This window comes from Kaistia soli DSM 19436 (assembly GCF_900129325.1).
GTDB lineage: Bacteria > Pseudomonadota > Alphaproteobacteria > Rhizobiales > Kaistiaceae > Kaistia > Kaistia soli.
The window spans coordinates 363,163-388,764 of record NZ_FQUP01000002.1 but is presented as its reverse complement, the minus strand read 5'-3'; the positions used below and the strand labels follow the sequence as shown (position 1 = coordinate 388,764).

General features: G+C 65.6%; 22 protein-coding genes. 13 read left to right on the top strand and 9 right to left on the bottom strand.

Features of this window, described 5'->3' with window-relative positions; translation table 11 throughout:
- Positions 1-48 precede the first annotated feature (48 nt).
- The gene (locus BUB39_RS11345) at positions 49-1,671 is read left to right on the top strand and encodes an alkaline phosphatase PhoX (RefSeq protein ID WP_073053247.1); all 1,623 of its coding nucleotides are present in this window, start codon (positions 49-51) and stop codon (positions 1,669-1,671) included.
- Positions 1,672-1,721: 50 nt separating this feature from the next.
- Here the strand turns inward: BUB39_RS11345 and BUB39_RS11340 are convergent, their stop codons facing one another.
- The 5 genes from BUB39_RS11340 to mutS form a co-directional block, all read right to left on the bottom strand.
- Positions 1,722-2,213, bottom strand: coding sequence for a universal stress protein (locus BUB39_RS11340; protein ID WP_073053246.1), 492 nt, complete (start codon positions 2,211-2,213; stop codon positions 1,722-1,724).
- 43 nt (positions 2,214-2,256) lie between these two features.
- Positions 2,257-3,297 carry a tryptophan--tRNA ligase gene (gene trpS, locus BUB39_RS11335; protein WP_073053245.1) on the bottom strand — a complete coding sequence of 347 codons (1,041 nt, stop codon included), beginning with the start codon at positions 3,295-3,297 and terminating at the stop codon, positions 2,257-2,259.
- 65 nt (positions 3,298-3,362) lie between these two features.
- The gene (gene murJ, locus BUB39_RS11330) at positions 3,363-4,925 is read right to left on the bottom strand and encodes a murein biosynthesis integral membrane protein MurJ (RefSeq protein ID WP_073053244.1); all 1,563 of its coding nucleotides are present in this window, start codon (positions 4,923-4,925) and stop codon (positions 3,363-3,365) included.
- A gap of 7 nt (positions 4,926-4,932) precedes the next feature.
- Complete coding sequence (locus BUB39_RS11325) at positions 4,933-7,713, bottom strand: [protein-PII] uridylyltransferase (RefSeq protein WP_073053243.1); 2,781 nt, start codon at positions 7,711-7,713, stop codon at positions 4,933-4,935.
- 98 nt (positions 7,714-7,811) lie between these two features.
- Positions 7,812-10,529: a DNA mismatch repair protein MutS gene (mutS, locus tag BUB39_RS11320; RefSeq protein ID WP_244540228.1), complete on the bottom strand. Its 2,718-nt coding sequence runs from the start codon at positions 10,527-10,529 to the stop codon at positions 7,812-7,814.
- Between the two features lie 158 nt (positions 10,530-10,687).
- Between mutS and BUB39_RS11315 the strand changes: the two genes are divergently transcribed.
- Positions 10,688-12,970: an NADP-dependent malic enzyme gene (locus BUB39_RS11315; protein ID WP_073053242.1), complete on the top strand. Its 2,283-nt coding sequence runs from the start codon at positions 10,688-10,690 to the stop codon at positions 12,968-12,970.
- Positions 12,971-13,045: 75 nt separating this feature from the next.
- A complete protein-coding gene (locus tag BUB39_RS11310; RefSeq protein ID WP_073053241.1) occupies positions 13,046-13,429 on the top strand; it encodes a VOC family protein in 384 nt (127 codons plus the stop codon).
- A 35-nt stretch (positions 13,430-13,464) separates the two neighbouring features.
- Here the strand turns inward: BUB39_RS11310 and pncA are convergent, their stop codons facing one another.
- Positions 13,465-14,085, bottom strand: a complete 621-nt coding sequence (pncA, locus tag BUB39_RS11305) for a bifunctional nicotinamidase/pyrazinamidase (RefSeq protein WP_425292906.1) — start codon at positions 14,083-14,085, stop codon at positions 13,465-13,467.
- A gap of 54 nt (positions 14,086-14,139) precedes the next feature.
- Positions 14,140-14,760 carry an alpha-ketoglutarate-dependent dioxygenase AlkB family protein gene (locus BUB39_RS11300; protein WP_073053239.1) on the bottom strand — a complete coding sequence of 207 codons (621 nt, stop codon included), beginning with the start codon at positions 14,758-14,760 and terminating at the stop codon, positions 14,140-14,142.
- A 238-nt stretch (positions 14,761-14,998) separates the two neighbouring features.
- Between BUB39_RS11300 and dnaK the strand changes: the two genes are divergently transcribed.
- From dnaK to BUB39_RS11250, 9 genes are all read left to right on the top strand, one after another.
- Positions 14,999-16,903, top strand: a complete 1,905-nt coding sequence (gene dnaK / locus BUB39_RS11295) for a molecular chaperone DnaK (RefSeq protein ID WP_073053238.1) — start codon at positions 14,999-15,001, stop codon at positions 16,901-16,903.
- 109 nt (positions 16,904-17,012) lie between these two features.
- Positions 17,013-18,146 (top strand): molecular chaperone DnaJ, encoded by a 1,134-nt coding sequence (gene dnaJ, locus BUB39_RS11290; RefSeq protein ID WP_073053237.1) that lies wholly within the window; start codon positions 17,013-17,015, stop codon positions 18,144-18,146.
- 77 nt (positions 18,147-18,223) lie between these two features.
- Positions 18,224-18,820 carry a class I SAM-dependent methyltransferase gene (locus BUB39_RS11285; RefSeq protein WP_073053236.1) on the top strand — a complete coding sequence of 199 codons (597 nt, stop codon included), beginning with the start codon at positions 18,224-18,226 and terminating at the stop codon, positions 18,818-18,820.
- 4 nt (positions 18,821-18,824) lie between these two features.
- Positions 18,825-19,424 carry a histidine phosphatase family protein gene (locus BUB39_RS11280; RefSeq protein ID WP_073053235.1) on the top strand — a complete coding sequence of 200 codons (600 nt, stop codon included), beginning with the start codon at positions 18,825-18,827 and terminating at the stop codon, positions 19,422-19,424.
- Between the two features lie 70 nt (positions 19,425-19,494).
- Positions 19,495-20,070 carry an NADPH-dependent FMN reductase gene (locus BUB39_RS11275; RefSeq protein ID WP_073053234.1) on the top strand — a complete coding sequence of 192 codons (576 nt, stop codon included), beginning with the start codon at positions 19,495-19,497 and terminating at the stop codon, positions 20,068-20,070.
- A gap of 34 nt (positions 20,071-20,104) precedes the next feature.
- Positions 20,105-20,812 (top strand): orotidine-5'-phosphate decarboxylase, encoded by a 708-nt coding sequence (gene pyrF / locus BUB39_RS11270; RefSeq protein ID WP_084527247.1) that lies wholly within the window; start codon positions 20,105-20,107, stop codon positions 20,810-20,812.
- 61 nt (positions 20,813-20,873) lie between these two features.
- The gene (gene dapB / locus BUB39_RS11265; RefSeq protein WP_073053233.1) at positions 20,874-21,689 is read left to right on the top strand and encodes a 4-hydroxy-tetrahydrodipicolinate reductase; all 816 of its coding nucleotides are present in this window, start codon (positions 20,874-20,876) and stop codon (positions 21,687-21,689) included.
- Positions 21,690-21,711: 22 nt separating this feature from the next.
- Complete coding sequence (locus tag BUB39_RS11260) at positions 21,712-22,332, top strand: 2,3-bisphosphoglycerate-dependent phosphoglycerate mutase (RefSeq protein ID WP_073053232.1); 621 nt, start codon at positions 21,712-21,714, stop codon at positions 22,330-22,332.
- 239 nt (positions 22,333-22,571) lie between these two features.
- Entirely contained in the window at positions 22,572-22,796 is a 225-nt protein-coding gene (locus BUB39_RS11250; protein WP_073053230.1) for a type II toxin-antitoxin system HicB family antitoxin, read from the top strand.
- Here BUB39_RS11250 and queG read toward each other — a convergent pair.
- Entirely contained in the window at positions 22,720-23,898 is a 1,179-nt protein-coding gene (queG, locus tag BUB39_RS25770) for a tRNA epoxyqueuosine(34) reductase QueG (RefSeq protein WP_244540245.1), read from the bottom strand. The two genes, BUB39_RS11250 and queG, sit on opposite strands and share 77 nt — an antisense overlap.
- A gap of 14 nt (positions 23,899-23,912) precedes the next feature.
- On the bottom strand, positions 23,913-24,605 hold the full coding sequence (locus tag BUB39_RS11240; RefSeq protein WP_073053229.1) for a glutathione S-transferase family protein: 693 nt from the start codon (positions 24,603-24,605) through the stop codon (positions 23,913-23,915).
- A 156-nt stretch (positions 24,606-24,761) separates the two neighbouring features.
- Between BUB39_RS11240 and BUB39_RS11235 the strand changes: the two genes are divergently transcribed.
- Positions 24,762-25,568, top strand: coding sequence for an undecaprenyl-diphosphate phosphatase (locus BUB39_RS11235; protein WP_073054164.1), 807 nt, complete (start codon positions 24,762-24,764; stop codon positions 25,566-25,568).
- Positions 25,569-25,602 lie beyond the last annotated feature (34 nt).

The window sequence follows — 25,602 nt, the reverse complement described above, 5'->3', positions numbered from 1 at the left end:
CGGCCGGGCCTAACGGAAAGCTCCCTCATCACCACGGGGCTACCGATTATGAAACGCATCCTTCTGACGTCCAGTGCACTCCTTGCATTGTCGCTTCCCGCTCTCGCCGACCCGGTCAAGCTTCCCTCAGCCGTCGTCAAGCCGGCCGAGGATGTGCTCGCGCCTGGCCTTGCCGAGGTTCCCGTCGCGGAAGGCGCCTTCAAGCTCGAGAATCCCTCGAAGGATCTCGGCTACTACGGCTATGGCAAGGACGGCCCGCTGGCTCCTGCCAAGGGCGCCGTGCAGTCGCCGGGCCATAATGTCGAGGCGACCAAGACCGAGCCTGACAAGAACACCTATCTGGTCATGTCGGGCGCGACAGGTCCGGCGAAGGGCGTGAAATACGGTACGCATTTCCTGTTTCAGGGCCATGAGAACGGCCCGAAGGACGCCGAGGGCGTTATCCATGGCGGCCTGACGCGCATCAATCTCGACGCCGCCAAGGCCCACCGCGTCACGCTGATGGCCTCGACCGATGTCGACGGCAAGGCGCTGCCGCTCATCGACGGTTCGGCCTGGGACCCCTTCGCGAAAATGCTTCTGCTGACCTCCGAGGAAGGCAAGGATGGCGGAGTCTGGATCGCCACGGCGGATTTCCCGTCCAAGGTGACCGACATCTCGGCATTCACCGGCCGCGCCTCCTACGAAGGCGTCGAAGTCGATTCGGACGGCAATCTCTGGCTGGTCGAGGATGAGGGCGGCAAGGGCGGTTCCAAGACAAAGAATGCCAAGCAGCCGAATTCGTTCGTCTATCGCTTTGTGCCGGCCGACAAGAGCGACCTCACCAAGGGCGGCAAGCTCCAGGCGCTGCAGGTTCTCGACGCGTACAACAATCCGATCGTCTTCCATGACGGCCAGACCGATCAGGACATCCTCGCGCCCGAACAGAAGCTGATCTACGCCTATGGCAACGAACTGCCGACGCGCTGGATTACGCTGAAGGAAACAGCCGCCGGCGCGACGGAGACCTTCGACGCCAACGAGCTCGCCAAGCAGGCGAAGGCGACGCCGATGAAGCGGCCCGAGAACGGTCAGTTCCGGCCCGGCACCGGCTTCGAGGAGTTCTATTTCACCGCCACGGGCGACACCAACGCCAAGACCGAGGCCGGTGCCGAGTTCGGCGGCTTCGGCGGCGTGTTCCGCGTGACGCAGGCTTCGCCTTCGGCCGAAAAGGGACGCCTCGCCATCATCTGGCGCGGCGACGTCACCCATACCGGCTTCGACAATCTCTCCTTCCTCAACGACACCCAACTGATGGTGGTCGAGGATGGTGGCGACAAGCTGCATGGCCAGCGCAATGCGGTCGATTCCGGCTATATCGCCGACGTGACGGCCGACTATGCCAAGGCATCGACACCCGATCCGATCCGCTTCCTGTCGCAGACCCGCGACGACATGGCGACGATCGACGCGTCGATCGGCAATGCCGACAATGGCTTCCAGAATGACGGCGACAACGAAATCACCGGCATCCACGTCTCGAACGGCGACCCGACCGTCGAGGGCCTGATCGGCACGGCCGTGCCGACCCCGTTCGAAAATGGCTGGCGCGTGTTCTATACCCGCCAGCACGGCCGCAACATCACCTTCGAGATCGTCGAGGCGGCTGCCAAGGCGAAACCGGCGAAGTAAGCCGATTACGATCGACATCGTGAAGGGCGCTTTCGGGCGCCCTTTTTCGTTCAGGCGATCGCGGCGATGTCGTCGTCGGTCAGCGTGCCTGGCACGATGGTGATCGGCACGGGAAAATGCGCGACATGGCGGCCTGCCATCGCGGTCACGAGCGGACCCGGACCGTCCTTGTCGGTACCGGCAGCGAGCACGAGGATCGCGATATCCTCGTCATCGGCGATCAAGCCGGTAATCTGCTCGGCCCTGTTGCCCTCTCTAATGACGAGTTCCGGCTCGACCGAGGAATGACGGCGGACGATATCGGCGAAACGGGCCAAAGTCGCCTCGGCCTCGTCCATCGCCTCGGCGCGCATGATGTTCTCGACGCCGATCCAGTGCTGGAAACCCGACGGCTCGATCACATAGAGCATGGTGAGACCGCCCGCGGTGCGTTCGGCGCGGCGGGCGGCATAGATCACCGCGCGCGAACATTCCGGCGTGTCATCGAGGACCGCCAGGAATTTGCGCCGGTGACCGGCCTCTGTGCTGCGCCGTTTCAGCATGGCGCGATGCTGCCACCGCGCCGGACGGACGGCAAGCGGCGGGTCAATTGCGGCGGATGAAGCCGACAACGTCCTTGACGCCGTCGAGGATCGGCCGCGCGATCGCATCGGCACGGATGGCGCCGTTCGCGAGGATCTGGTCGATATGCCCCGGATCGGCCATCAGGCGGCGCATATCGGCGCCTATCGGCCCGAGCTTCTGCACCGCGAGCTCGGCCAGAGCCGGCTTGAACGCCGAGAATTGCTGGCCGCCGAATTGGTCCAACACAGCCTGCTTCGAGAGCCCGGCGAGAGCTGCATAGATGCCGACGAGATTGTCCGCCTCCGGACGACCTTTGAGGCCCTCCGTCTCGCCGGGCAACGCATCGGCGTCGGTCTTGGCCTTGCGGATCTTCTGGGCGATCTGGTCCGAATCGTCGGTGAGGTTGATGCGCGAGTAATCGGATGGATCGGACTTCGACATCTTCTTGGTGCCATCGCGCAGGCTCATGATGCGCGTCGCCGGTCCGGTGATCAGCGGCTCGGTCAGCGGGAAAAAGGCGTCGCCATAGCCATGTCCGGCAATCGATCCGGCATAGTCGTTGTTGAACTTCTGCGCGATATCGCGCGTCAGCTCCAGATGCTGCTTCTGGTCCTCGCCGACGGGAACATGCGTCGCCTTGTAGGCGAGGATGTCGGCCGCCATCAGGCTCGGATAGGCGAGCAGGCCGAGCGAGGCATTTTCCTTGTCCTTGCCCGCCTTGTCCTTGAACTGCGTCATGCGGTTCATCCAGCCGATGCGCGCGACGCAATTGAAGACCCAAGCAAGCTCGGCATGGGCCGAGACCTGGCTCTGGTTGAAGACGATGTGCTTCACCGGATCGATGCCGGCGGCAACGAAGGCGGCCGTCACCTCGCGGATCTGGCGCGAAAGCTCGGCCGGATCCTGCCAGACGGTGATGGCATGCATGTCGACCACGCAATAGATGCAGTCATGACTGTCCTGCAGCGCGACGAAATTGACGATCGCGCCGAGATAATTGCCGAGATGGAGATTTCCGGTCGGCTGGACACCGGAGAAGACACGCGGCTGGAATTCGGTCATGGGGCACCCTTTTTGCGCGGGCGCCTTATCGCGCGGTGAGGCGTGGCGCGCAAGCGGCGGACGGCTCAGCCCTTGCGTTTTCTGAGCGTCGCGACGAGGCCGCGAAAATCGACGACTCCGACAGCCTGGCAGAAGGCGGCGAAGAGCAGCAGCCCCGCAAGGCAGATCGCCGCCATGGCGCCGGCACGCATCAGCACGCGGCGATCGGCGAGAAAGGGCTCGGCCCACCAGGCGGCGAAGAAGACGCCAACGCCCATGGCGAGCGCGGCGGTGAGCAACAGAGGCAGGCTGCGCCTGACTTTTGCGTCGAAGAGGAAGTGGCCGCGCCGGTGCAGCATCCAGCCGAGCAGGCCGGCATTGAGCCAGCCGGAGACGCTGGTGGCGACAGCGATGCCGACATAAGTGAACCTCGGAAAGAGCGCCAGCGACAGCGCGATGTTGACCGCGACGCCGACCGCCGCGAACCACATCGGCGTCTTGGTATCCTCGCGGGCAAAGAAGCCGGGGGAGAAAACCTTGATGAGCACGAAGGCGGGCAGCCCCACCGCGAAGCCCATCAGCGTTTCCGCCGTCGCCAGCGTATCGTCAGGACCGAACGCGCCGCGCTGGTAGATGACCTGCACGATCGGCTTCGCCAGCACGAACAGCGCGATCGCCGCCGGCAATGTCAGCGCCATGGCGAATTCGAGACTGCGGTTCTGGGTGTGATCGGCAAGATCGGCGCGCCCGGCGCGCAGATGCCGCGAGAGATCGGGCAACATCACCACCGCGATGGTGGCCCCGACGATGCCGAGCGGCAGCTGGTAGAGGCGGTCGGCATAGCCGAGCACCGCGATCGCACCTGGCGCGAAAGAGGCGATCATTGTGCCGATGACGATGTTGATCTGCGTGGCGCCGCCGGCGATGAGGCCGGGGACCGCCAGCGCCGTCAGCCGCCGTACACCCGGCGTCAGCCGCGGCCAGCGGAGCGGGAGCGCCATGCCGTCGCGCCAGGCAGCGCCAACGACCAGCCCAAGTTGCAATACGCCGCCGACCAGCGTCGCCCAGGCGAGCAGAATCCCCGCTTCGGCCGTGGTGTCGTGGTGCGAGAGCAGGATGAAGGCGAGCGCCGCCACGAGGGCCACGTTGAGAAGTCCTGGCGCCATCGCGGCGGCGAGGAAGCGCCCACGGGCGTTGAGCACGCCGCTATAGAGGGCCAGCAACGAGATCAGCGTCAGATAGGGAAAGGCAATCCTCGTCAACATGACCGTCAGGTCGAACTTCGCCGGATCTGACACGAATCCCGGCGCCATCACATACATCAGCGGCACCATGCCGATCACGGCGACAAGCGTGATCGCAATCAGCAGCGCCAACAGGGCGGACAGGGCTTCCGAACCGAAGCGCCGGGCCGCGTCGACGCCTTCGCCCTCCAGCGTCCGGGCAAAGAGCGGCACGAAGGCGGACGCGAAGGCGCCTTCGGCGAAGAGACGGCGGAAGAGGTTCGGAAAACGGAAGGCGACGAGAAAGGCATCGGCAACCGGCCCGGTCCCGAGCGCCGCCGCCATGAACATGTCGCGGACAAAACCGAGGATGCGGCTCGATATCGTCGAGCCGCCCACGGTCATGAAGTTCCGCATCAGCGACATGCGGGCGTCATCCGACCTTCTTCAAGGGCGACTTCTCAGTTGCCATCGCACCGTTGAATACTTCCGCGAGGCGGCGGCGGATCCCGGCCTCGCGCCCGGCATTGGTCACCTTCCTACCCATGAGGTCAGTGACATAGAACACATCCACGGCGCGCTCGCCGAAGGTCGCGATATGGGCCGAGGCGATGTTGAGGTTGAGATCGGAGATCGAGCGCGTCAGATCATAGAGCAGGCCCGGCCGGTCGATGCCGGAGGCCTCGATAACCGTGAACTGGTTCGACCAGGAATTGTCGAAGAGGATCCGCGTCTCCACGGTGAAAGCCTTGATGCGGGCGCGCGGCTTGGCCTTGCGGGCGATCGCCTCGGGCAAAGCGACGCTGCCGGACAGCGCGTCCTCGATCAAGGCGCCGACCTTCAGCGCGCGCCGCGTCTCCTCCTCGTCGGTCTCGAACTCGCGCGCGATGAAGATCGTGTCGATGGCGCGTCCGTCCGTCGTCGTGAAAATCTGCGCATCGACGATATTGCTGCCGCCCGCCGTGCAGGCGCCGGCGATCATCGACAGAAGCCGGGGATGATCGGGCGCTAGAACCGTAATCTCTGTGACGCCCTCGAAAGAGCGGACCGCCACTGCGGTCGCCAGCGACTTGCCGGTCGCATCGGCCTCCCGGATCAGCTCGGCATGGGCGATCTTGCGGGCGAGGTCGACACGCAGCCAATAGGCTGGGTAGTGGCGCTCGAGATAGGTCTCCCGCTCCGCGTCCGGCCAGCCGGCCAGTGCCTGATCGAGCTCCGCCTTGGCGGCGGCGACCCGCTTGTCGCGCGAGATCTGGCTGTGGCCACCGGTGAGCAGTGGCTCGGTCTCGTAATAAAGTGTGCGCAGCAACTGGCCCTTCCAGCCATTCCAGACGCCCGGCCCGACCGCCGTGATATCGGCGATGGTGAGGATCAGAAGCAGCTTGAGCCGTTCGAGGCTCTGCACGACGGCGGCGAAATCCTGGATCGTCTTGCGGTCGCCGAGATCGCGCGACTGGGCCACCATGCTCATCAGGAGGTGATGCTCGACCAGCCACGCCACCGTCTCGGTTTCGGCCGGCGTCAGACCGAAACGCGGCCCGAGCTTGCGGGCGACGCGCGCACCGGCGATCGAGTGATCTTCCGGCCGTCCCTTGGCGATGTCGTGCAGCAGCATCGCGACATAGAGCACGGTGCGATCCTGCAGCGTCGCGATCAGCGAATTCGCGAGCGGATGGTCCTGGCTGCGCTCACCGCGATCGATCCCGGCGAGAACGCCGATCGAGCGGATGAGGTGCTCGTCGACCGTATAGTGATGATACATGTTGAACTGCATCATCGCGACGATCTTGCCGAAATCCGGCACGAAACGGCCGAGCACGCCGGCTTCGTTCATCCGCCGCAAAACGATCTCCGGCTGGTTGCGCGAGGAGAGCAGGTCGAGAAACAGGCGGTTGGCGGTCTTGTCCTCGCGCACATCGGCATCGATCAGCCTCAGCGACCGCGTTACGGCCTTCATCGCGTCGGGATGAAAGGCGAGGTCATGCTTGTCGGCGAGGTGGAACAGGCGGATCAGGTTGACCGGATCGCGCACGAAGACATGGGGGTCCGCCATGTTGATGCGATCGTGTTCGACGACGAAATCGGTCGTGCCGGCGATCTTGCGGCGGCGGCGGCGCGGCGAGACGCCGAAGAGACGATTGAGCAGCGGCGTCTGCTTGGCATGCTCTTCCTCGAGGGCAGAGCAGAAGATCAGCGTCAGGTCGCCGACATCCTTCGCGTAAAGGAAGTAGTGCTTCATGAAGCGCTCGACATCCTTCATGCCGGGATGTGAGGTGTAGCCGAGCCGTACCGCCATTTCCCGCTGCACGTCGAAAGAGATCCGCTCCTCCGCGCGTCCTGTCAGGAAATGCAGGTGGCAGCGGACCGACCAGAGAAAGTTCTCCGCCTTGCGGAACAGCGCGAGTTCACTGCGCGAGAACACGCCGGCCTCGACCAGCGCATCTCCTGAGCGGACGCGATAGAAATACTTGGCGATCCAGAACAGCGTGTGCAGGTCTCGGAGGCCGCCCTTGCCTTCCTTGACGTTCGGCTCGACCAGATAGCGCGAGGCGCCCTGGCGGCGATGGCGCTCGTCCCGCTCGGCAAGCTTGGCGGCGATGAATTCCGGCCCGGTTCCCTTGACGACCTCGTTGTCGAAACGCTGTTCGAGATCGGCGAAGAGCTTTTCCTCGCCCCAGAGGAAGCGGGACTCGAGGATGGCGGTGCGGATGGTCATGTCGCCATGCGACAGGCGGATGCACTCGTCGACATTGCGCGTCGCATGGCCGACCTTGAGACCGAGATCCCAGAGCATATAGAGCATGAACTCGACCACGCTCTCGCCCCAGGGCGTCTGCTTGTAGGGCAGCACGAAGAGGAGATCGATGTCGGAGCCGGGCGCCAGCATCCCGCGGCCATAGCCGCCGACCGCGACGACCGCCATCCGCTCCGCCGTTGAGGGCTTGTCGACGCGATAGACGACATGAGCGCCGACATCATAAGTCGCGCGGATGATCTCATCCATCATGTCGGAGAGGCTGCGGGCGCAGGCGGATCCCTGCTGCCCGGCGAGAAGCCGCTCCTCGGCGCGGGCGCGACCCTCGCGCAGGACTTCCTTCAGGCGCGCGAGCACGAGTGGCCTGCGGCGGCCCTCATCCTGTTCGGCGGTGGCCAGCGCCTGCAATTCGGATGAGAGCTTGCGCCCATCGATGAGGGCGGATTCGGAACGGTTCATCAAGGGGACGGCATCCGGATACGGCGTTTGACGGAGAAGGCTAATCCACTTCGCTTTACGGCGCCATGCTGGCGATCCAACGCAGCGGCTCTGTGCGGTCAGATGCGCTGCGGGCGCGCCCGCAACGCCTTGAGCCGGTAGAGCGCCTCGAGCGCGTCGCGCGGCGTCATCTCGTCGGGAAGAAGCGCATCGAGCGCCGGCCCGAGCGGATCCTCGACGGCCGGAACGCTCGGCATCTCGGCGACCCGAGCAGCCGCGAACAGCGGCAGGTCATCGATCAGGGTGGTCGCCGGCGACTTTCTGTCGCCTTCCTCCAGCCGCTCAAGCACCGCGCGGGCCCGAGCCACCACGGATGGTGGCAAGCCCGCGAGCTTCGCCACCTGGATGCCATAGGAGCGATCCGCCGCACCGGGCACGATCTCGTGCAGGAAGACAACGTCGCCCTGCCATTCGCGCACGCGGACGGTGGCGTTTTCGAGACGGTCCAGCCGCTGCGCCAGCGCCGTCAGCTCATGATAGTGCGTCGCGAACAGCGAGCGGGACCGGTTGACCTCATGCAGATGCTCGATCGCCGCCCAGGCGATCGAAAGACCGTCGAAGGTCGCGGTGCCCCGTCCGATCTCGTCGAGGATAACGAGCGAGCGCGCCGTCGCCTGGTTGAGGATCGCCGCGGTCTCGACCATCTCGACCATGAAGGTCGAGCGGCCGCGTGCAAGATCATCGGCGGCGCCGACGCGGCTGAACAGGCGGTCGACGACGCCGATCTGCGCCCGCCGCGCCGGCACGTAGCTGCCGATCTGCGCCAGCACGGCGATAAGCGCGTTCTGGCGCAGGAACGTCGATTTACCGGCCATGTTCGGCCCGGTGATGAGCCAGATGCGGCCAGCCTCGGCGCCTGCATCCCCGAGACGGCTGTCGTTCGGGACGAAGCTTTCGCCGGCCCGCTTCAGGGCCTGCTCGACGACCGGATGACGGCCGCCCTCGATCTCGAAGGCAAGCGAGCCATCGACAAGCGGCCGTGACCAGCCCTCCGCTTCGGCGAGGGTCGCAAGGCCAGCCGCGACATCGAGGCGGGCGAGCGCCCCGGCCGCCGCCCGGATCGCGGCGTCCTCATCCTTCACGGCGACGGCAAGCGTGTCGAACACGCCGAGCTCGCGCTGCAGCGCCCTGTCGGCAGCCGAGGCGATCTGCGCTTCGAGGCCGGCGAGCTCGGTGGTGACGAAGCGCATCGCGCCCGCCATCGTCTGGCGGTGGATGAAGCGTCCCGCGAAATCGGCGCCGAGCAGCCTTTCGCCATGAAGCTGCGGCACCTCGATATAATAGCCGAGGACGTTGTTGTGACGGATCTTCAGCGTCTTGACGTCCGTCTCTGCGGCGTAGCGGCCCTGCAGCGCCGCGATCACCTGTCGGCTTTCATCGCGGAGCGCCCGCGTGGCGTCGAGTTCGCCATCATGTCCGGGCCGGACGAAACCGCCATCGCGCTTCAAAAGCGGCAGTTCGTCATCGAGCGCGGCACCGATGCGCTCGGCAAAGCCGGGCGGCAAGGCGACGAGCACCGTGGCCACCTCGGCGATCTCGTCGGGCAGCAGCCCCTCGGCGTCGCCGAGCAGCTCCGCGATCGCCGCGGCGGCGGAGAGCCCCGCACCGATGGCGGCCAGGTCGCGCGGGCCGCCGCGATCGAGCGCGAGGCGCGAGAGCGCGCGGGCGAGATCCGGGCAGGCCGCCAGTTGCTCGCGCAGCCGGCGACGAAGATCGGGGGCGGCGATCAGCCAGTCGATCGCATCGAGCCGGCGGCCGATCTCGTCCGGATCGGTAATCGGGCCGGCGAGGCGCGCCGCGAGCATGCGGCTGCCGGCACCGGTGACGCAGCGGTCGATCGCGGCGAGCAGGCTGCCGCGCCGTTCACCGGTTAAGGTGCGCGTCAGTTCGAGATTCGCGCGCGTCGCCGCATCGATCAGCAGCAGCCCGCCTTCGGTCTCGCGAAGCGGCCGGCCAAGCGGCACGCGCGCGCCGATCTGGGTCTTCTCGACATAGGCAAGCGCAGCGGCGGCGGCCGCCAGCTCAACCCGCGAAAATGCTGCGATGCCATCGAGCGTCCCGACGCCGAAATAGCCCGCGAGCCGGCTCGCGGCGGTCGAGCCGTCGAAGAAGGCGGCGGGAAGAGGGCTCGGCTGCAACGGCAAACCGCGTAGCAGGGCGCCGGCCTCCTCGTCAGCGAAGAGGGAATCCGGCGCCAGCAGTTCGCGCGGATCGATACGCGCAACATCGGCGGCAAGACGCTGGCGATCGGTCTCGACGACGCGGAATTCACCGGTGGAGATATCGATGAAGGCAAGCGCCCAGCGATCACTGCCGCCCGGCCCAACGCCGCGGCCGCGCGCCAGCGTCGCGAGATAGTTGCTCTCGCCGGAACGCAGCAGCGTTTCTTCCGTAATAGTGCCCGGCGTCACGATGCGCACGACGTCGCGCTTCACGACGGAGCGGCCGCCGCGCTTCTTCGCTTCGGCGGGATCCTCGGTCTGCTCGCAGACGGCAACATGGTGGCCGAGCGCGATCAGCTTCTGCAGATAGTCGTTCGCGGCATGGATCGGCACGCCGCACATCGGGATGTCCTCGCCGAGATGCTTGCCGCGCTTCGTCAGCGTGATGCCGAGGGCGCGCGATGCGATTTCGGCGTCTCCGAAGAACAACTCGTAGAAGTCGCCCATCCGGTAGAAGAGAAGGGTGCCCGGATGGGCGACCTTCAGCTCCAGATACTGCTCCATCATGGGCGTCGCGCGGGCGCTCGCCGGATCCGTCTTGGCATTGTCCAACATGGCCTGACCCTAGCAAAGCGCGAAAGCTGTTTCACCCGTCCGGCATCAATCTCGCCGCTTCACATTCAGTCATCCAATGCTATCGTCGCCCTCCGCCTTCGAGACGGCCCTGAAGAGCCGTCCACCTTTCGGAAACGCCTGACCCAGAGCCGTCACCTATGACCGAAGTGAAGAAGCCCGCGCGCAGCGGTCCCGCCGTCACGGACCAGGAGGCGCTGGAATTCCACGCCCGCGGGCGGCCGGGCAAACTCGAAATCACCCCGACGAAGCCGATGGCGACGCAGCGCGATCTGTCGCTCGCCTATTCGCCCGGCGTCGCGGTGCCGGTGAAGGCGATTGCCGCCGATCCGAGCCTTGCTTTCGACTATACGACGCGTGGCAATCTCGTCGCCGTTATCTCGAACGGCACGGCCATTCTCGGCCTCGGCAATCTCGGGCCGCTCGCGTCCAAGCCGGTGATGGAAGGCAAGGCCGTCCTCTTCAAGCGCTTCGCCGATGTCGATTCGATCGATCTCGAGATCGACACGGAGGATGTCGACGCCTTCGTGAATTCGGTTCGTTATCTCGGACCCTCCTTCGGAGGCATCAATCTCGAGGACATCAAGGCGCCGGACTGCTTCATCATCGAAAGCCGCCTGCGCGAGCTGATGGACATTCCCGTCTTCCATGACGACCAGCATGGCACCGCAATCATTGCCGTAGCGGGAATGATCAATGCACTGCATCTGACTGGACGCGACATCAAGACCACCAAGCTGGTCTGCAATGGTGCGGGCGCAGCCGGCATCGCCTGCATCGAGCTGGTCAAGGCGATGGGCATGCCGTCCGAGAACGTCCTGCTCTGCGACACAAAGGGCGTGGTCTATCAGGGCCGCACCGAAGGCATGAACCAGTGGAAGACGGCGCATGCGACGGACACAGTCGCCCGCACGCTGGAAGACGCCATGAAGGGCGCTGACATCTTCTTCGGCGTTTCCGCCAAGGGCGCGCTGACGCCGGACATGGTGCGCTCGATGGCGCCGCGACCGATCATCTTCGCGATGGCCAATCCCGATCCCGAGATCACGCCGGAAGAGGTCGCCGAGGTGCGCGACGACGCGATCATGGCGACGGGACGCTCGGACTATCCGAACCAGGTCAACAACGTCCTTGGCTTCCCCTACATCTTCCGCGGCGCGCTCGATGTGCGGGCGCGGACGATCAACGAGCCGATGAAGATTGCCGCCGCCAAGGCTCTGGCCGCCCTCGCCCGCGAGGACGTGCCGGACGAGGTCGCCGCCGCCTATCAGGGCGTGCGGCCGCGCTTCGGGGCTCACTACATCATCCCGGTGCCGTTCGATCCGCGTCTCCTGTCGGAGATTCCGGCGGCGGTGGCGCAGGCGGCGATGGATTCGGGCGTCGCCGGCAAGCCGATTGCCGACATGGCTGCCTACAAGATCCAGCTGTCGGCGCGGCGCGATCCGATCGTCGGCACGCTCGCCCGCATCTATGAGCGTGTGCGCCGCAATCCGAAGCGCGTCGTCTTCGCAGAGGGCGAGGAGGAACAGGTGATCCGCGCCGCGGCAAGCTTCGCCGCGCAGAAGCTGGGCACGGCGATCCTCATCGGCCGCGAGGACATCGTGCGCGACACGGCGGCGCATGCCGGCATCGAGATCCGCGACGGCATCGAGATCCACAACGCCCGCCTGTCGCGCCGCAACGCCGACTATATCGACTTCCTCTATGCCCGGCTGCAGAGGAAGGGTCTGCTCTTCCGCGACTGCCAGCGCCTCATCAACACCGATCGCAACTATTTCGGCGCCACCATGGTCGCCCTCGGCGATGCCGACGCGATGGTGACCGGTGTCACGCGCAACTATTCGACCGTACTCACCGATGTCCGACGGGTCATCGATACGCGGCCGGGACACCGCGTGATCGGCGTCTCGATCGTGCTCGTGCGCGGCCGCACCGTCGTCGTGGCCGACACCGCGGTGCATGACATGCCCTCCGGCGAGGAGCTGGCCGATATCGCCGAGGAAGCCGCGAGCTTCGCCAAGCGGCTCGGCTATGATCCGCGCGTCGCGATGCTCGCCTATTCGACCTTCGGACAGCCCGAGGGCGAGCGGTCGCGGCATGTACGCGAAGCGGTCCAAATCCTTGAGCGGCGGCGCGTCGATTTCGAGTTCGACGGCGAGATGGCAGCCGATGTCGCGCTCAATCCGAAAGTCATGGCGGCCTATCCGTTCTGCCGCCTCTCGGGGCCGGCGACCGTTCTGGTCATGCCCGCGTTCCACTCCGCCTCGATCTCGACCAAGATGATGCAGGAGCTCGGCGGGGCGACGGTGATCGGACCGCTTCTTGTCGGCCTCGACAAGCCGGTGCAGATACTCTCGCTCGGCGCGCGCGACAGCGACATCGTCAACATGGCAGCGCTTGCTGCCTTCAATGTGGGTGGCTGATCCGGCCGAACGGCGGATGCCCCGGCCCGCCGGATTGTGATAGCCTTCGCTCGCCATTGAGCGGAGGAGGCGACCATGGCCGGAAACGGAACGTTCTACTGGAACGAACTGATGACGCGCGACGCCGCGCGGGCAATGGATTTCTACACGCGGACGCTCGGCTGGAGCTTCAACTCCATGCCGATGGGCGAAATGGGCGACTACCACGTCGCCATGATGGGCGAGACCATGGTCGGCGGCATCATGGAGATGTCGGGCCCGATGTTCGAAGGCGTGCCCGACCATTGGTTCAGCTATATCGAGGTGGATGATCTCGACAAGCGACTGGCACTGCTGACAGCCGAGGGTGGGACGGTCACGCAGCCGCCCTTCGAGGTGCCGGGCGTCGGCATGATCGCGATCGTCACGATTCCCGGCGGCGCGATGCAGGGCTGGATGGTCCCGGCTGCGATGACATAACGCGTCCGGCCCTTCGGGGGCGCAGAAGGTTGCCGTCAGAGCGCGGCGGACTGGATCCTGCGGACGCCGGCGGCGTCCATCTGTGCGATGGCGGCGGCGAGCGAATTACTGGTGTCGATAGCGCGGCAGAGATCCTCGATCACCACCGTCTCGAAGCCGTGCGTGCGCGCGTCGAGCGCCGTCCAATTGACGCAGAAATCGGTAGCGAGGCCGACGGCATAGACCGTCTCTATACCGCGCTCGAACAGGTAGCCGGTGAGACCTGTCGGCGTCTTGCGGTCGGCCTCGAAGAAGGCCGAATAGCTGTCCGTATGGGCGTGATAGCCTTTGCGGATGATCATCTGCGCATGCGGTATGTCGAGCCCATCGGCAAGCGCCGCGCCGGACGTGCCCTGGATGCAGTGGTCCGGCCACAGCACCTGCGGGCCGTAGCGAAGGTCGATCACCTCGAAAGGCGCGCGGCCTGCATGCGTCGAGGCGAAGGAGATGTGCCCGGCCGGATGCCAGTCCTGCGTGATGATGACATTCTTGAAGCGGCGGGCGACGGCGTTGACGGCTGGGATGATCTCGTGGCCGTTGGCCACCGCCAACGCGCCGCCGGGCAGGAAGTCGTTCTGAATGTCAGTGACGATCAGAACGCTGGTCGAATCCGTCAAGGCGCGCCTCATTTTCTGCTGGAGAGTTGATCAAAGCCCCGCGTTGTCCGGGCGTCAACCCGGCGAGGTCACGCGGCGGAGCGTCAGATTGATCCGCCCGCCCCGTTCGAGCAGCGTCGAACTGCCGGGATAGATGCGGTCAACGCCGTGAAAGGCGAGACGCGATGGACCGCCGAGGACGAAGACATCGCCTGAGGCGAGACGAAAGGAGCGGGTGGGATCGCTGCGCTCGCGCCCGCCGATACGGAACAGGCAGCTGTCGCCAAGCGACACCGAGACGACGGGCGCGTCCAGCGCCGCCTCGTCCTCGTCGCGATGCAGACCCATCCGCGCCGTCTCGTCGTAGAAATTGACGAGGCACGCCTCCGGCGGATGCGGATAGTCCGCGACCTCGCCCCAAAGCGCGAGCAGCACCTCGGGAATGGCGGGCCACGGGCATCCGGTGACCGGATGGAGTGGCTGATAGCGGTAGCCAGCACGGTCGGAGACCCAGCCGAGCGGCCCGCAATTGGTCATCCGCACCGAAAACGGTTTGCCCGTGCGCGGCATCTCCGGCCGATAAAGCGGAGCCTCCGCGACAACGGCACGGATCGCCGCGATAAGGGCCACCTGGCCGTCGCGGTCGAACCAACCGTCGATCAGTCGGATCCCTTCGGGGAGCGGAGCGTTCTTCATTCGGGGTCCTGGGCAGAGGCTTTCAGCTGCCAGACTCGGCCAAAGCGTCGCAAGTTCAAGTTCTCTGCCGCCTTGCGGCCTTTTCCGCATCTTCTTATATACGCGCAGAACCCGAGGCTACCGCCCGTAGGCAGCAGCTTCGTATCAAATCTGTCGATGGGGGCCGTTCGGAATTCCGGCCCGGTTTCGCGGACGCCTCTTGAGGGTCCGCACGGCCCGCCGAAAAGGAGAGAGCATAATGGCTAAGGTCATCGGTATCGACCTCGGAACGACCAATTCCTGCATTGCCGTCATGGACGGCAAAGCGCCGAAGATCATCGAGAACGCCGAAGGCGCGCGGACGACGCCGTCGATGGTGGCGTTCACCGATGGCGGCGAGAAGCTCGTCGGCCAGCCGGCCAAGCGCCAGGCGGTGACGAATCCCGAGCACACCTTCTTCGCGGTGAAGCGCCTTATCGGCCGCCGCTATGACGACCCGATGGTCGAGAAGGACAAGCATCTCGTTCCCTACAAGATCGTGAAGGGTCCGAACGGCGACGCCTGGGTCGAGGTCGATGGCGAGAAGTATTCGCCGGCGCAGATCTCCGCCTTCATCCTGCAGAAGATGAAGGAGACCGCCGAGGCGTTCCTGGGCACCACAGTCGATCAGGCCGTCATCACGGTCCCGGCCTATTTCAACGACGCTCAGCGTCAGGCGACCAAGGATGCCGGCAAGATCGCTGGCCTCGAGGTCCTTCGTATCATCAACGAGCCGACGGCAGCGGCGCTCGCCTACGGCCTCGACAAGAACGACGGCAAGACGATCGCGGTCTATGACCTCGGCGGCGGCACGTTCGACATCTCGATCCTCGAGATCGGCGACGGCGTCTTCGAGGTGAAGTCGACGAATGGCGACACGTTCCTCGGCGGCGAGGACTTCGACATGCGCCTCGTCAACTATCTGGCCGACGAGTTCAAGCGCGAGCAGGGCATCGACCTCCGGGGCGACAAGCTCGCGCTGCAGCGCCTCAAGGAAGCGGCCGAGAAGGCCAAGATCGAGCTTTCTTCCTCGCAGCAGACCGAGATCAACCTCCCCTTCATCACCGCCGATGCCAAGGGCCCGAAGCACCTCGCCATCAAGCTGACGCGCTCGAAGTTCGAGGCGCTGGTCGATGATTTGGTCCAGAAGACGGTGGCGCCGTGCATTGCGGCGCTGAAGGATGCCGGCCTCGCCAAGGGCGAGATCGACGAAGTGGTTCTGGTCGGCGGCATGACGCGCATGCCGAAGATCCAGGAGATCGTGAAGCAGTTCTTCGGCAAGGAGCCCCATAAGGGCGTCAATCCGGACGAAGTCGTGGCTGCCGGCGCCGCCATCCAGGCGGGTGTACTGCAGGGCGACGTCAAGGACGTGCTGCTGCTCGACGTGACGCCGCTTTCGCTCGGCATCGAGACGCTCGGCGGCGTGTTCACGCGCCTCATCGAGCGTAACACCACGATCCCGACCAAGAAGAGCCAGGTCTTCTCGACCGCCGAGGACTCGCAGTCGGCTGTGACGATCCGCGTGTTCCAGGGCGAGCGCGAGATGGCGGCCGACAACAAGATGCTCGGCCAGTTTGACCTCGTCGGCCTGCCGCCGGCGCCGCGCGGCGTGCCGCAGATCGAAGTCACCTTCGATATCGACGCCAACGGCATCGTCAATGTCTCCGCCAAGGACAAGGGCACGGGCAAGGAGCAGCAGATCCGCATCCAGGCCTCCGGCGGCCTTTCCGACGCGGATATCGAGAAGATGGTCAAGGACGCCGAGGCGCATGCCGCCGAGGACAAGAAGCGCCGCGCGGTCGTCGAGGCGAAGAACCAGGGCGAGGCCCTCGTTCATTCGACCGAGAAGTCGCTGGCCGATTACGGCTCGAAGATTTCGGCCGCCGACCGCTCGGCGATCGAGACCGCAATTGCCGACGTCAAGACCGCGCTCGAGGGTGACGACGCGGAAGCGATCCAGCAGAAGGTCGGCGCCCTTGCGCAGGTCTCGATGAAGCTGGGCGAGGCGATGTACGCCGCCTCGCAGTCCGAGGATGGCGAAGGCACCGACGCCACCGCTGAGAAGGATGATGTGGTCGATGCCGACTTCGAGGAAGTCGACGACGACAAGAAGAAGTCGGCATAGTCCTGCATAACTGCACTTCGAACCCGGCGCGGCAACGCGCCGGGTCTTCGATGATGTCGTCTCTCATCTCTTCAGACTAGTTCCGTCCAGCACACCACCACGAGCGTCCATGGCCAAGGTCGACTATTACGAAGTGCTGGGCGTCGCGCGCGACGCCGACGACAAGACGCTGAAGGCGGCGTTCCGCAAGCTTGCCATGCAGTTTCATCCGGACCGCAATCCGGGCGATCACGGCGCCGAAGCGAAATTCAAGGAAATCAACGAAGCCTACGAGAAATTGCGCGATCCGCAGAAGCGCGCCGCCTATGACCGCTTCGGCCATGCGGCCTTTGATGGCGGCGGTGGCGGTCCGCAGGGCTTTTCAGGCGATTTCGGCTCCTCGATGTCGGATATCTTCGACGACATCTTCGGCGAGTTCATGGGCGGGCGGCGCGGCCAGCGCCAGGGCGGCGGTGGCCGCGAGCGCGGGGCGGACCTGCGCTACAACATGGAAATCACGCTCGAAGAGGCTTATTCGGGCAAGACGGCCGAAATCCGCGTCCCAACCAAGATCGCTTGCGAGGCCTGTGCGGGCACCGGCGCCAAGCCAGGCTCGCATCCCAAGATCTGCACCACCTGCGACGGCCATGGCCGCGTGCGTGCGGCGCAGGGCTTCTTCTCGATTGAGCGGACCTGCCCGACCTGCGGTGGCCGCGGCGAGATCATTTCCGATCCGTGCGAGACCTGCGGCGGTTCGGGCCGCCAGACCCAGGAGCGCACCCTCCAGGTCAATATCCCGGCCGGCATCGAGGATGGTACGCGCATCCGCCTGTCCGGCGAAGGCGAGGCGGGGCTGCGTGGCGGTCCGGCCGGCGATCTCTATCTCTTCCTGTCGGTAAAGCCGCATCAGCTGTTCCAGCGCGAGGGCGCGGACATCTTCTGCCGCGTGCCGATCTCGATCACCACCGCGGCGCTCGGCGGGCAGTTCGACGTGCCAACGGTCGAGGGCGGCAAGACGCGCGTCAAGGTTCCTGACGGAACCCAGACAGGCAAGCAGTTCCGCCTCAAGGGCAAGGGCATGCCTGTGCTGCGCTCGGCGCAGATGGGCGACATGTATATCCAGGTCGTCGTGGAGACGCCGAGCAACCTTTCCCGCCGGCAGCGCGAACTCCTTGAGGAGTTCGAGCAGGCCTCCTCCGAGGAGAACAACCCGGAATCGGCCGGCTTCTTCGCGCGTATCCGTGATTTCTTCGGCGGCGCCTGAGCGGCTCTGTCACAGGATTGCCTTGAAATCGGCGGCAAGATTGCCCGCCGTGCGTGACACGACATCAAGGGGGCGCCATGTCGTCGATCGAGAAGCGCAAGCTGAAGGCCATGGTCGCTGACGAGGTCCGCTTCCTGCGAAACTGGATCGGCCGCCCGCTGACCACAGGCGCCGTCAGCCCGTCGGGAAAGGCCCTCACCAAGCTGATGGCGAGCTTCGTCGACCCCCTTGACGACCTGCCCGTTGTCGAGCTCGGACCGGGCACCGGCGTCGTGACGCAAGCCTTGCTTGAACGCGGTGTCGCACCCGGCCGCATCGCCTCCATCGAATTCAATCCCGATTTCTGCGGCCTATTGCGTCGCCGTTTTCCCGGTGTCCGGATCATCCAGGGCGACGCGTACAGCTTCAACAGAACATTGCTCGGCACCGTCGAGGGGCCGGTTTCTGCGGTTGTCTCGAGCCTGCCGCTATTCACGCGGCCGCCCGAAGCGCGTCGCCAGCTCATCATCGAGGCGCTGGAACGCATGCCGATTGGACGGCCGCTGATCCAGTTCTCCTATGCTCTGGTGCCGCCCGTTCCGGCCGAGCCCGGCCGCTTCACCGTCGAACACACCCATTGGGTGGTGATGAACCTGCCGCCGGCCCGGGTCTGGCTCTACCGCCGCACCGGCTGAAACGATGATGCGGGTCATCTACCTTTCGCACCCGCAGGTCGCCATCGATCCCGCCGTGCCGGTGCCGGATTGGGGACTGTCGCCGCTCGGCAGGGCCCGCACCGAGGCATTCGCTACCCTTTCGGTTCTTTCTCGGGTGAGCCGGATTGTTGCGAGCCGCGAACGGAAAGCGATCGAAACAGCCGCGATCATTGCCGATGCGCACGGACTGTCGGTCGAGATCCGCGACGATCTGCACGAGAACGACCGCTCGGCGACCGGCTTCCTACCACCGGATGAATTCGAGGCGACGGCCGACCGCTTCTTCGCCGCGCCACACACGAGCATCCGCGGCTGGGAACGGGCGGCCGACGCGCAGCGCCGGATCGTGGTGGCTGTCAGCGCCATTCTGGATGAGCCGCCTGAGGATGCCGGAGTGACGCTGTTTGTGGGTCACGGCGGTGTCGGCACGCTGCTGCTCTGCCATTGCGCAGGCCATGCCATCGGTCGCCAGCACGACCAGTCTGGCGGCGGCGGCAATGTCTTCGTCTTCGAGCATCCGCCGTTTCGGCTGGTCAGCCCCTGGCAATCCATGGAGGATGCCGGCTCTCGCAGGGCTTTCTAGCCGCCACCCCATGCGGCGGCTGGCCAATGGCCCATGCAGCCTGATAGAGCTTCGCCAGGATAGGATTCCGATGGCGCCGCCCCGCATTCTCCTTCTTGCCGGCTCGACCGCACCCGCCTCGCCGGCGAGCCGGCTCACGGCGGCCTTTGCGCGCGAGATCGCTTTTCTCGATGGAGAGGCGACGCTGATCGCATTGGCCGACTATCCGCTGCCGCAATTCGATGCCGACCGCGCCGAGACGTCACTGCCCGGCGCGGTGCAGAAGCTGCGCGGGCTGCTGCGCGGCCATAGCGCGGTTTTCCTGGCGACGCCCAGTCTTGCCGGCGGCATGCCCGCGCTTTTGCGCAACGCGCTCGAATGGCTTCGACCCCTCGGCGGACGGCCGCGCGGCGAAGCGGCGCCGCTCTTCGCGCTTGCGGCTGCCTCGGACGACGATATCAGTGCCGCCGCGGCCCTTGCCGATCTCGAACGCATCATAGCGCGCGGCTTCGGCGCGACGCTCGTCGGTGGCGGGCTCGCCGTCGGGCAAGCCTCGCTGGCCTTCGATGCGCAGGGGCGCCTCGATGATCCCAACCTCGCTGCCGCGCTGCAGGCGCTGGCGCGCGAACTCGTTCATGCGAGCCGCCGGCTCGCACCCGAAATTTGATCCGCCGACGTTAAACAGGGGGTATTTCGAAGCGATGCCATTCCTCGACATGCGCGACCGACTGATCGTCGGCCTCGATCTTCCGACCGTTGCCGACGCCGAGGCGATGGTGACGACACTCGGCGACGACGTGACCTTCTACAAGGTCGGCCTGCAGCTCCATTTCGCCGGCGGCCTCGATTTCGCCCGCCGGCTTCGCGATCGCGGCAAGAAGGTGTTCCTCGACGTCAAGCTGCTCGATATCGACAATACCGTGACGCATGCGACCGAGAACATCGCCAAGCTCGGCATGACCTTCTGCACCATCCACGCCTATCCGAAGGCGATGCGCGCCGCTGTCGCTGGCAAGGGCATGAATGATCTCCGCCTGCTCGCCGTCACCGTGCTGACGTCGATGGACGAGGCTGATCTCGCGAATGCCGGCTATGGCGGCAGCATCGCCGAACTCGTCGCCCGGCGCGCCGCCGATGCACGGGTCGCCGGCATGGATGGCATCGTCTGCTCGCCGGAGGAGGCCAGCGCGATGCGGGCCATCGTCGGCGCGGGCATGACCATCGTGACGCCGGGCATCCGGCCACGCGGCAGCGCGAGCGGCGACCAGAAGCGCGTCGCGACGCCGACCGATGCCATTCGCGCCGGCGCCGATCATCTCGTCGTCGGCCGGCCCGTCATCGCGGCATCGAACCCGCGCAGCGTCGCCAAATCGATCCTCTCCGAGATCGAGCTGGCGCTTTCGCGCTAGCAGCCCTTTCCGCCGCGACCGGGCGCCTGCTATATGGCGCCGACAAGCTGGAACGCACGCCATGACCGATATGGGCCTCGTCGTCGTCGGAGCAGGCGGCCGCATGGGCCGCACGCTGATCCGCACCATTGCCGAGACGGACGGTGTCCATCTCGTCGGAGCTGTCGAGCGCGCCGGCTCGGAGGCGCTTGGCAGCGATGCCGGCACGCTGGCCGGCCTGCCGTCGCTCGGCGTCACAGTGTCGGATGACCCGTTGCCGCTGTTCGCCCGGGCTGAAGGCGTCGTCGACTTCACGACGCCGGCCTCGACGCTCGCCTTCGCCGAAATCGCGGCGCAGGCCCGCATCGTTCATGTCGTTGGAACGACCGGACTTTCGGTGGCAGACGAGACAGCGATCGATGCCGCCGCGCGCCATGCCGTGATCGTCAAATCCGGCAATATGAGCCTCGGCGTCAATCTGCTGGCCTTGCTGGTGCGCGAGGCCGCGCGCGCGCTCGACGTTGATTTCGATATCGAGATCGCCGAAATGCACCATCGCCACAAGGTCGATGCGCCCTCGGGGACCGCGCTGCTGCTCGGCCAGGCCGCCGCAGAAGGCCGCGGCATCGCGCTTGCCGAGGCGGCGGTCCGCACGCGCGACGGCCATACCGGCCCGCGCCCGGAAGGCGCCATAGGCTTTGCGACTTTACGCGGCGGCTCGGTCGCAGGCGATCATTCCGTGCTGTTCGCCGGCGAGGGTGAAACGATCACGCTCTCGCATCACGCGGCCGATCGCACCATATTCGCTCGAGGTGCCGTGAAGGCCGCGCTGTGGGCGCGCGGTCGCAAGCCCGGGCGCTATTCCATGGCCGACGTGCTCGGCTTCACCACAACCTGACCCCCGATCCAAAGGACCCCGCATGGACCGCCTCCTCGTGCTCGTGCGCCACGGCCAGAGCGACTGGAACCTGAAGAACCTCTTCACCGGCTGGCGCGACCCCGACCTGACGCCGAAGGGCGTCGAGGAAGCGCGCGCGGCCGGCAAGCGGCTGAAGGCGCTCGACCTTTCCTTCGGCCTCGCCTTCACCTCCGAACTGACGCGCGCCCAGCACACGCTGAAGCTGATCCTCGACGAGGTTGGCCAGCCCGATCTTCAGACGGTCCGCGACGTCGCGCTCAACGAGCGCGACTATGGCGAGCTTTCCGGCCTCAACAAGGACGACGCCCGCGCGAAATGGGGCGAGGAGCAGGTCCATATCTGGCGCCGCTCCTATGATGTGCCCCCGCCCGGCGGCGAATCCTTGAAGGATACCGGCGCCCGCGTCTGGCCCTATTATCTCTTCAACATCCTCCCCCCCGTGATGCGCGGCGAGAAGGTGCTGGTCGCTGCACATGGCAATTCGCTGCGCGCGCTGATCATGGCGCTGGAAGGCCTTTCGCCCGAGGAAATCCTGAAGCAGGAACTCGAGACCGGCGTGCCGATCCTCTACCGTCTCAACGCCGACACGACAGTCGCCGAGAAGAAGGTTCTGAAGGGGTAGATGAGCAAACGGCTGGAGGCGATGCGTCGGAACCCGGCAGGAGGCTGGACAATCGGCGACGTCGCAGCCTTGTGCCGGGAGTTCGGCGCTTTGTGCGAGCCGCCGCGCGGTGGTGGCTCGCATTACAAGATCGGTCACGCTGCTTTGGCCGAGAAGCTCACCATTCCTTTCAAGAGACCGATAAAGCCCATATATGTTCGAAGCTTGGTGGCATTCATCGATCGACTGAGGGCTTCCGCATGACCGCTCTTCTCTATCCGATCGTGATCGAGCCGCTCTCCGACGAAGACGGTGGCGGCTTTCTTGCGACGGTCCCCGACCTGCCGGGTTGCATGAGCGACGGCGCTTCACCCGAAGAAGCCGTGGCCAATGTTCAGGATGCCATCGTCAGCTGGATCGAGGCGGCGCAGGATCTTGGTCATGCCGTTCCTGCTCCGTCGCGTCATCTGCGGCGAGCCGGCTGAGGGCGATCCACTCGTCGATCACCGCCGCGTCTCTCTCTCGCCCCTTCCTCGTCATCCATTCCTCCCTCGCCCGCTCCGGCGACAGCCGTCCGAGCGCCCAGACCGCTGCGCCGCGAACCACGGCCGCCTCGTCGTCGAGGCGGGCGAGAACGGCGGGCGCGAGGCTGCTGTCGGCTGAATTGCCGATGGCGATCAACACGTTGCGAACGAACCGGTCACGACCGATGCGCTTCACCGGCGATCCCGAAAAGAGAGCGCGAAAGGCCTGATCGTCGAGCGCGGCGAGGTCGGCAAGGCGGGGAGCCTGCAGGTCGGGCCGCGCCTTCAGCTTCATCTCGGCGCCGGCACGGGCGAACTTGTTCCAGGGGCAGGCGGCGAGGCAATCATCGCAGCCATAGATGCGATTGCCCATCGCGGCGCGGAATTCCTCCGGGATCGGGCCGGCATGCTCGATCGTGAGATAGGAAATGCAGCGGCGCGCATCGAGCCGGTACGGGGCCGGGAAAGCCGATGTCGGGCAGGCATCGAGGCAGGCGCGGCAGGAGCCGCAGTGATCGCGCTCGGAACTATCCGGCGGCAGCGGCAACGCCGTCAGGATGGCGCCCAGAAACAGCCAGGAGCCGAATTCGCGCGACACCAGATTGGTATGCTTGCCCTGCCAGCCGAGGCCGGCGCGAGCGGCGAGGGGCTTTTCCATCAGCGGTGCCGTGTCGACGAACACCTTCACCTCGGCGCCCGTACGCGCCGCCAGGCGGCCGGCCAGAAGCTTCAGCTTGCCCTTGATGACATCGTGATAATCGCGGTTCTGCGCATAGACCGAGATCGCGCCGCGATCGCGCTGCTCCAGGATGGCACGAGGATCGCTCTCGGGACCATAGTTGAGCCCGAGCATGATCACGGCGCGCACATCGGGCCAGAGAATGCGGGGATCGGCGCGGCGCGCTTCGGTTTCCGCCATCCAGTCCATGCTGGCGTGATGGCCGTCGGCGAGAAAGGTCGAAAGACGGCCAGCGGCCTCGGGAATCGCGTCCGGCGTGGTGATGCGCAGGGCATCGAAGCCCTCGCCGGCGGCGTCGGCGACGAGCCGCGCCTTTTCGGCCAGGAGGCCGGCCTCGTTCAGAAGTCGAGATCCGCGTAATGGGTCGAGGCCGGCACGCCGCGCAGCGTGTCGCTCAGCAGCGAGCGGAAGGACGGGCGGGACTTCACCCGTGCGTACCAGGCCTTCGCGCTCTCGTCGGCCTCCCATGGCACCTCGCCGAGATAATCGATGCAGGACAGCTCCGCCGCCGCCGCGAAGTCGGCCAGCGAGAGTTCACGGCCGGCGAGCCAGTTCCTGCGGCCAGCCAGATAGCCGATATATTGCAGATGATAGCGGATATTGGCGCGGGCGGCGCGGATCGCGGCCGGATCGGGCGAATTGTTGCCCTCGCCGGCGCCCATGCGGCGCTTGTAGACCTTCTCGGTGACCATATAATTCGTCACCTCGCCATGAAGCTTCTGCGAGAACCATTCGACGAGGCGGCGAACCTCGGCGCGATCAGCAGCGTGCTCAGGCATCAGGCGAACCTCGCCCATGCGCGCGCCCTTGGTCTCGAGCAGATATTCGGCGACGACCGCGCCGCCGCTCACAACCGTGTCGTTATCATCGATGAAGATCGGCAGCGTGCCAGCCGGATTGAGCTGCAGCAGCGCTGGAACGCGCAGCCACGGCTTTTCCTCGATGAACTCGGCCGTCTCGTCATATTCCGCCAGAACGAGGCGGACATAGCGGGACGCGGCGGAAAACGGGTGATGGTGAAGCTTGGGCATTGTCACGCGGCGAGGTGTGGCGGGCAATCGAAGCGATTTTGCGGCAGTTCGTCCAATTGCTCCCGGAGCTTTGCGGCCCGCATATAGGCTGCCATTGCAATGGGGATCAAGCCGATTCGCGGCGCATCCCCGCTTCTCCTGTCCAAGGGTTCCCTTATGGATCTGCACAGTGTGCTGGACGCGCTCATCCTCGGCCTGCTCGAAGGCCTCACAGAGTTCATTCCTGTGTCTTCGACCGGCCATCTGCTGCTGGCCGGCCACTTTCTCGGCTTCGAGAGCCCCGGTCGCGCCTTCGAGGTTCTGATCCAGCTCGGTGCCATTCTCGCGATCCTCACGGTCTATTCGGCGCGGCTCATCAAGATGGCGAAGGACCTGCCAAGCGATCCACGCACGCGGCGTTTCGTGCTCGGCATTCTGCTCGCTTTTCTGCCCGCCGTGGTGATCGGCGTCATAGCGCATGATTTCATCAAGCGCGTGCTGTTCGAAAGCCCGATGCTGATCTCGGTGATGCTGATCATCGGCGGGTTCATCCTGCTGATCGTCGACCGGCTGGACCTCAAGCCGCGTTATCGTGACGCGATGGACTATCCGCTTCATGTCTATCTCGGCATCGGCATCGCGCAGTGCCTGGCCATGATCCCCGGCGTCTCGCGCTCCGGTTCATCGGTCGTGGCGGCGATGCTGTTCGGCAGCGACAAGCGGGCGGCGGCGGAATTCTCGTTCTTCCTCGCCATGCCGACCATGGTCGGCGCCTTCGCCTATGACTTCTACAAGAACAAGGATGCGCTGACGGGGGCCGCCTGGCTCAACATTACCGTCGGCTTCATCGCGGCCTTCATCGCCGGCGTGTTCGTCGTCCGCCACCTGCTTGACTTCGTCAGCCAGCGCGGCTTCGCGCCCTTCGCCTATTGGCGCATCGTCGTCGGCGCGATCGCGCTCGCCGCGGTCATCACCTTCGGCTGACGCGCAAAAGAAAAGCGGGGCCGAGAGGCCCCGC

Excerpts from the sequence above, each read along its gene's own strand:
- BUB39_RS11345 (WP_073053247.1), top strand. The coding sequence starts at position 49 with ATGAAACGCATCCTTCTGACGTCCAGTGCACTCCTTGCATTGTCGCTT.
- BUB39_RS11340 (WP_073053246.1), bottom strand. The coding sequence starts at position 2,213 with ATGCTGAAACGGCGCAGCACAGAGGCCGGTCACCGGCGCAAATTCCTG.
- trpS (WP_073053245.1), bottom strand. The coding sequence starts at position 3,297 with ATGACCGAATTCCAGCCGCGTGTCTTCTCCGGTGTCCAGCCGACCGGA.
- murJ (WP_073053244.1), bottom strand. The coding sequence starts at position 4,925 with ATGTCGCTGATGCGGAACTTCATGACCGTGGGCGGCTCGACGATATCG.
- BUB39_RS11325 (WP_073053243.1), bottom strand. The coding sequence starts at position 7,713 with ATGAACCGTTCCGAATCCGCCCTCATCGATGGGCGCAAGCTCTCATCC.
- mutS (WP_244540228.1), bottom strand. The coding sequence starts at position 10,529 with ATGTTGGACAATGCCAAGACGGATCCGGCGAGCGCCCGCGCGACGCCC.
- BUB39_RS11315 (WP_073053242.1), top strand. The coding sequence starts at position 10,688 with ATGACCGAAGTGAAGAAGCCCGCGCGCAGCGGTCCCGCCGTCACGGAC.
- BUB39_RS11310 (WP_073053241.1), top strand. The coding sequence starts at position 13,046 with ATGGCCGGAAACGGAACGTTCTACTGGAACGAACTGATGACGCGCGAC.
- BUB39_RS11300 (WP_073053239.1), bottom strand. The coding sequence starts at position 14,760 with ATGAAGAACGCTCCGCTCCCCGAAGGGATCCGACTGATCGACGGTTGG.
- dnaK (WP_073053238.1), top strand. The coding sequence starts at position 14,999 with ATGGCTAAGGTCATCGGTATCGACCTCGGAACGACCAATTCCTGCATT.
- dnaJ (WP_073053237.1), top strand. The coding sequence starts at position 17,013 with ATGGCCAAGGTCGACTATTACGAAGTGCTGGGCGTCGCGCGCGACGCC.
- BUB39_RS11285 (WP_073053236.1), top strand. The coding sequence starts at position 18,224 with ATGTCGTCGATCGAGAAGCGCAAGCTGAAGGCCATGGTCGCTGACGAG.
- BUB39_RS11280 (WP_073053235.1), top strand. The coding sequence starts at position 18,825 with ATGATGCGGGTCATCTACCTTTCGCACCCGCAGGTCGCCATCGATCCC.
- BUB39_RS11275 (WP_073053234.1), top strand. The coding sequence starts at position 19,495 with ATGGCGCCGCCCCGCATTCTCCTTCTTGCCGGCTCGACCGCACCCGCC.
- pyrF (WP_084527247.1), top strand. The coding sequence starts at position 20,105 with ATGCCATTCCTCGACATGCGCGACCGACTGATCGTCGGCCTCGATCTT.
- dapB (WP_073053233.1), top strand. The coding sequence starts at position 20,874 with ATGACCGATATGGGCCTCGTCGTCGTCGGAGCAGGCGGCCGCATGGGC.
- BUB39_RS11260 (WP_073053232.1), top strand. The coding sequence starts at position 21,712 with ATGGACCGCCTCCTCGTGCTCGTGCGCCACGGCCAGAGCGACTGGAAC.
- BUB39_RS11250 (WP_073053230.1), top strand. The coding sequence starts at position 22,572 with ATGACCGCTCTTCTCTATCCGATCGTGATCGAGCCGCTCTCCGACGAA.
- BUB39_RS11240 (WP_073053229.1), bottom strand. The coding sequence starts at position 24,605 with ATGCCCAAGCTTCACCATCACCCGTTTTCCGCCGCGTCCCGCTATGTC.
- BUB39_RS11235 (WP_073054164.1), top strand. The coding sequence starts at position 24,762 with ATGGATCTGCACAGTGTGCTGGACGCGCTCATCCTCGGCCTGCTCGAA.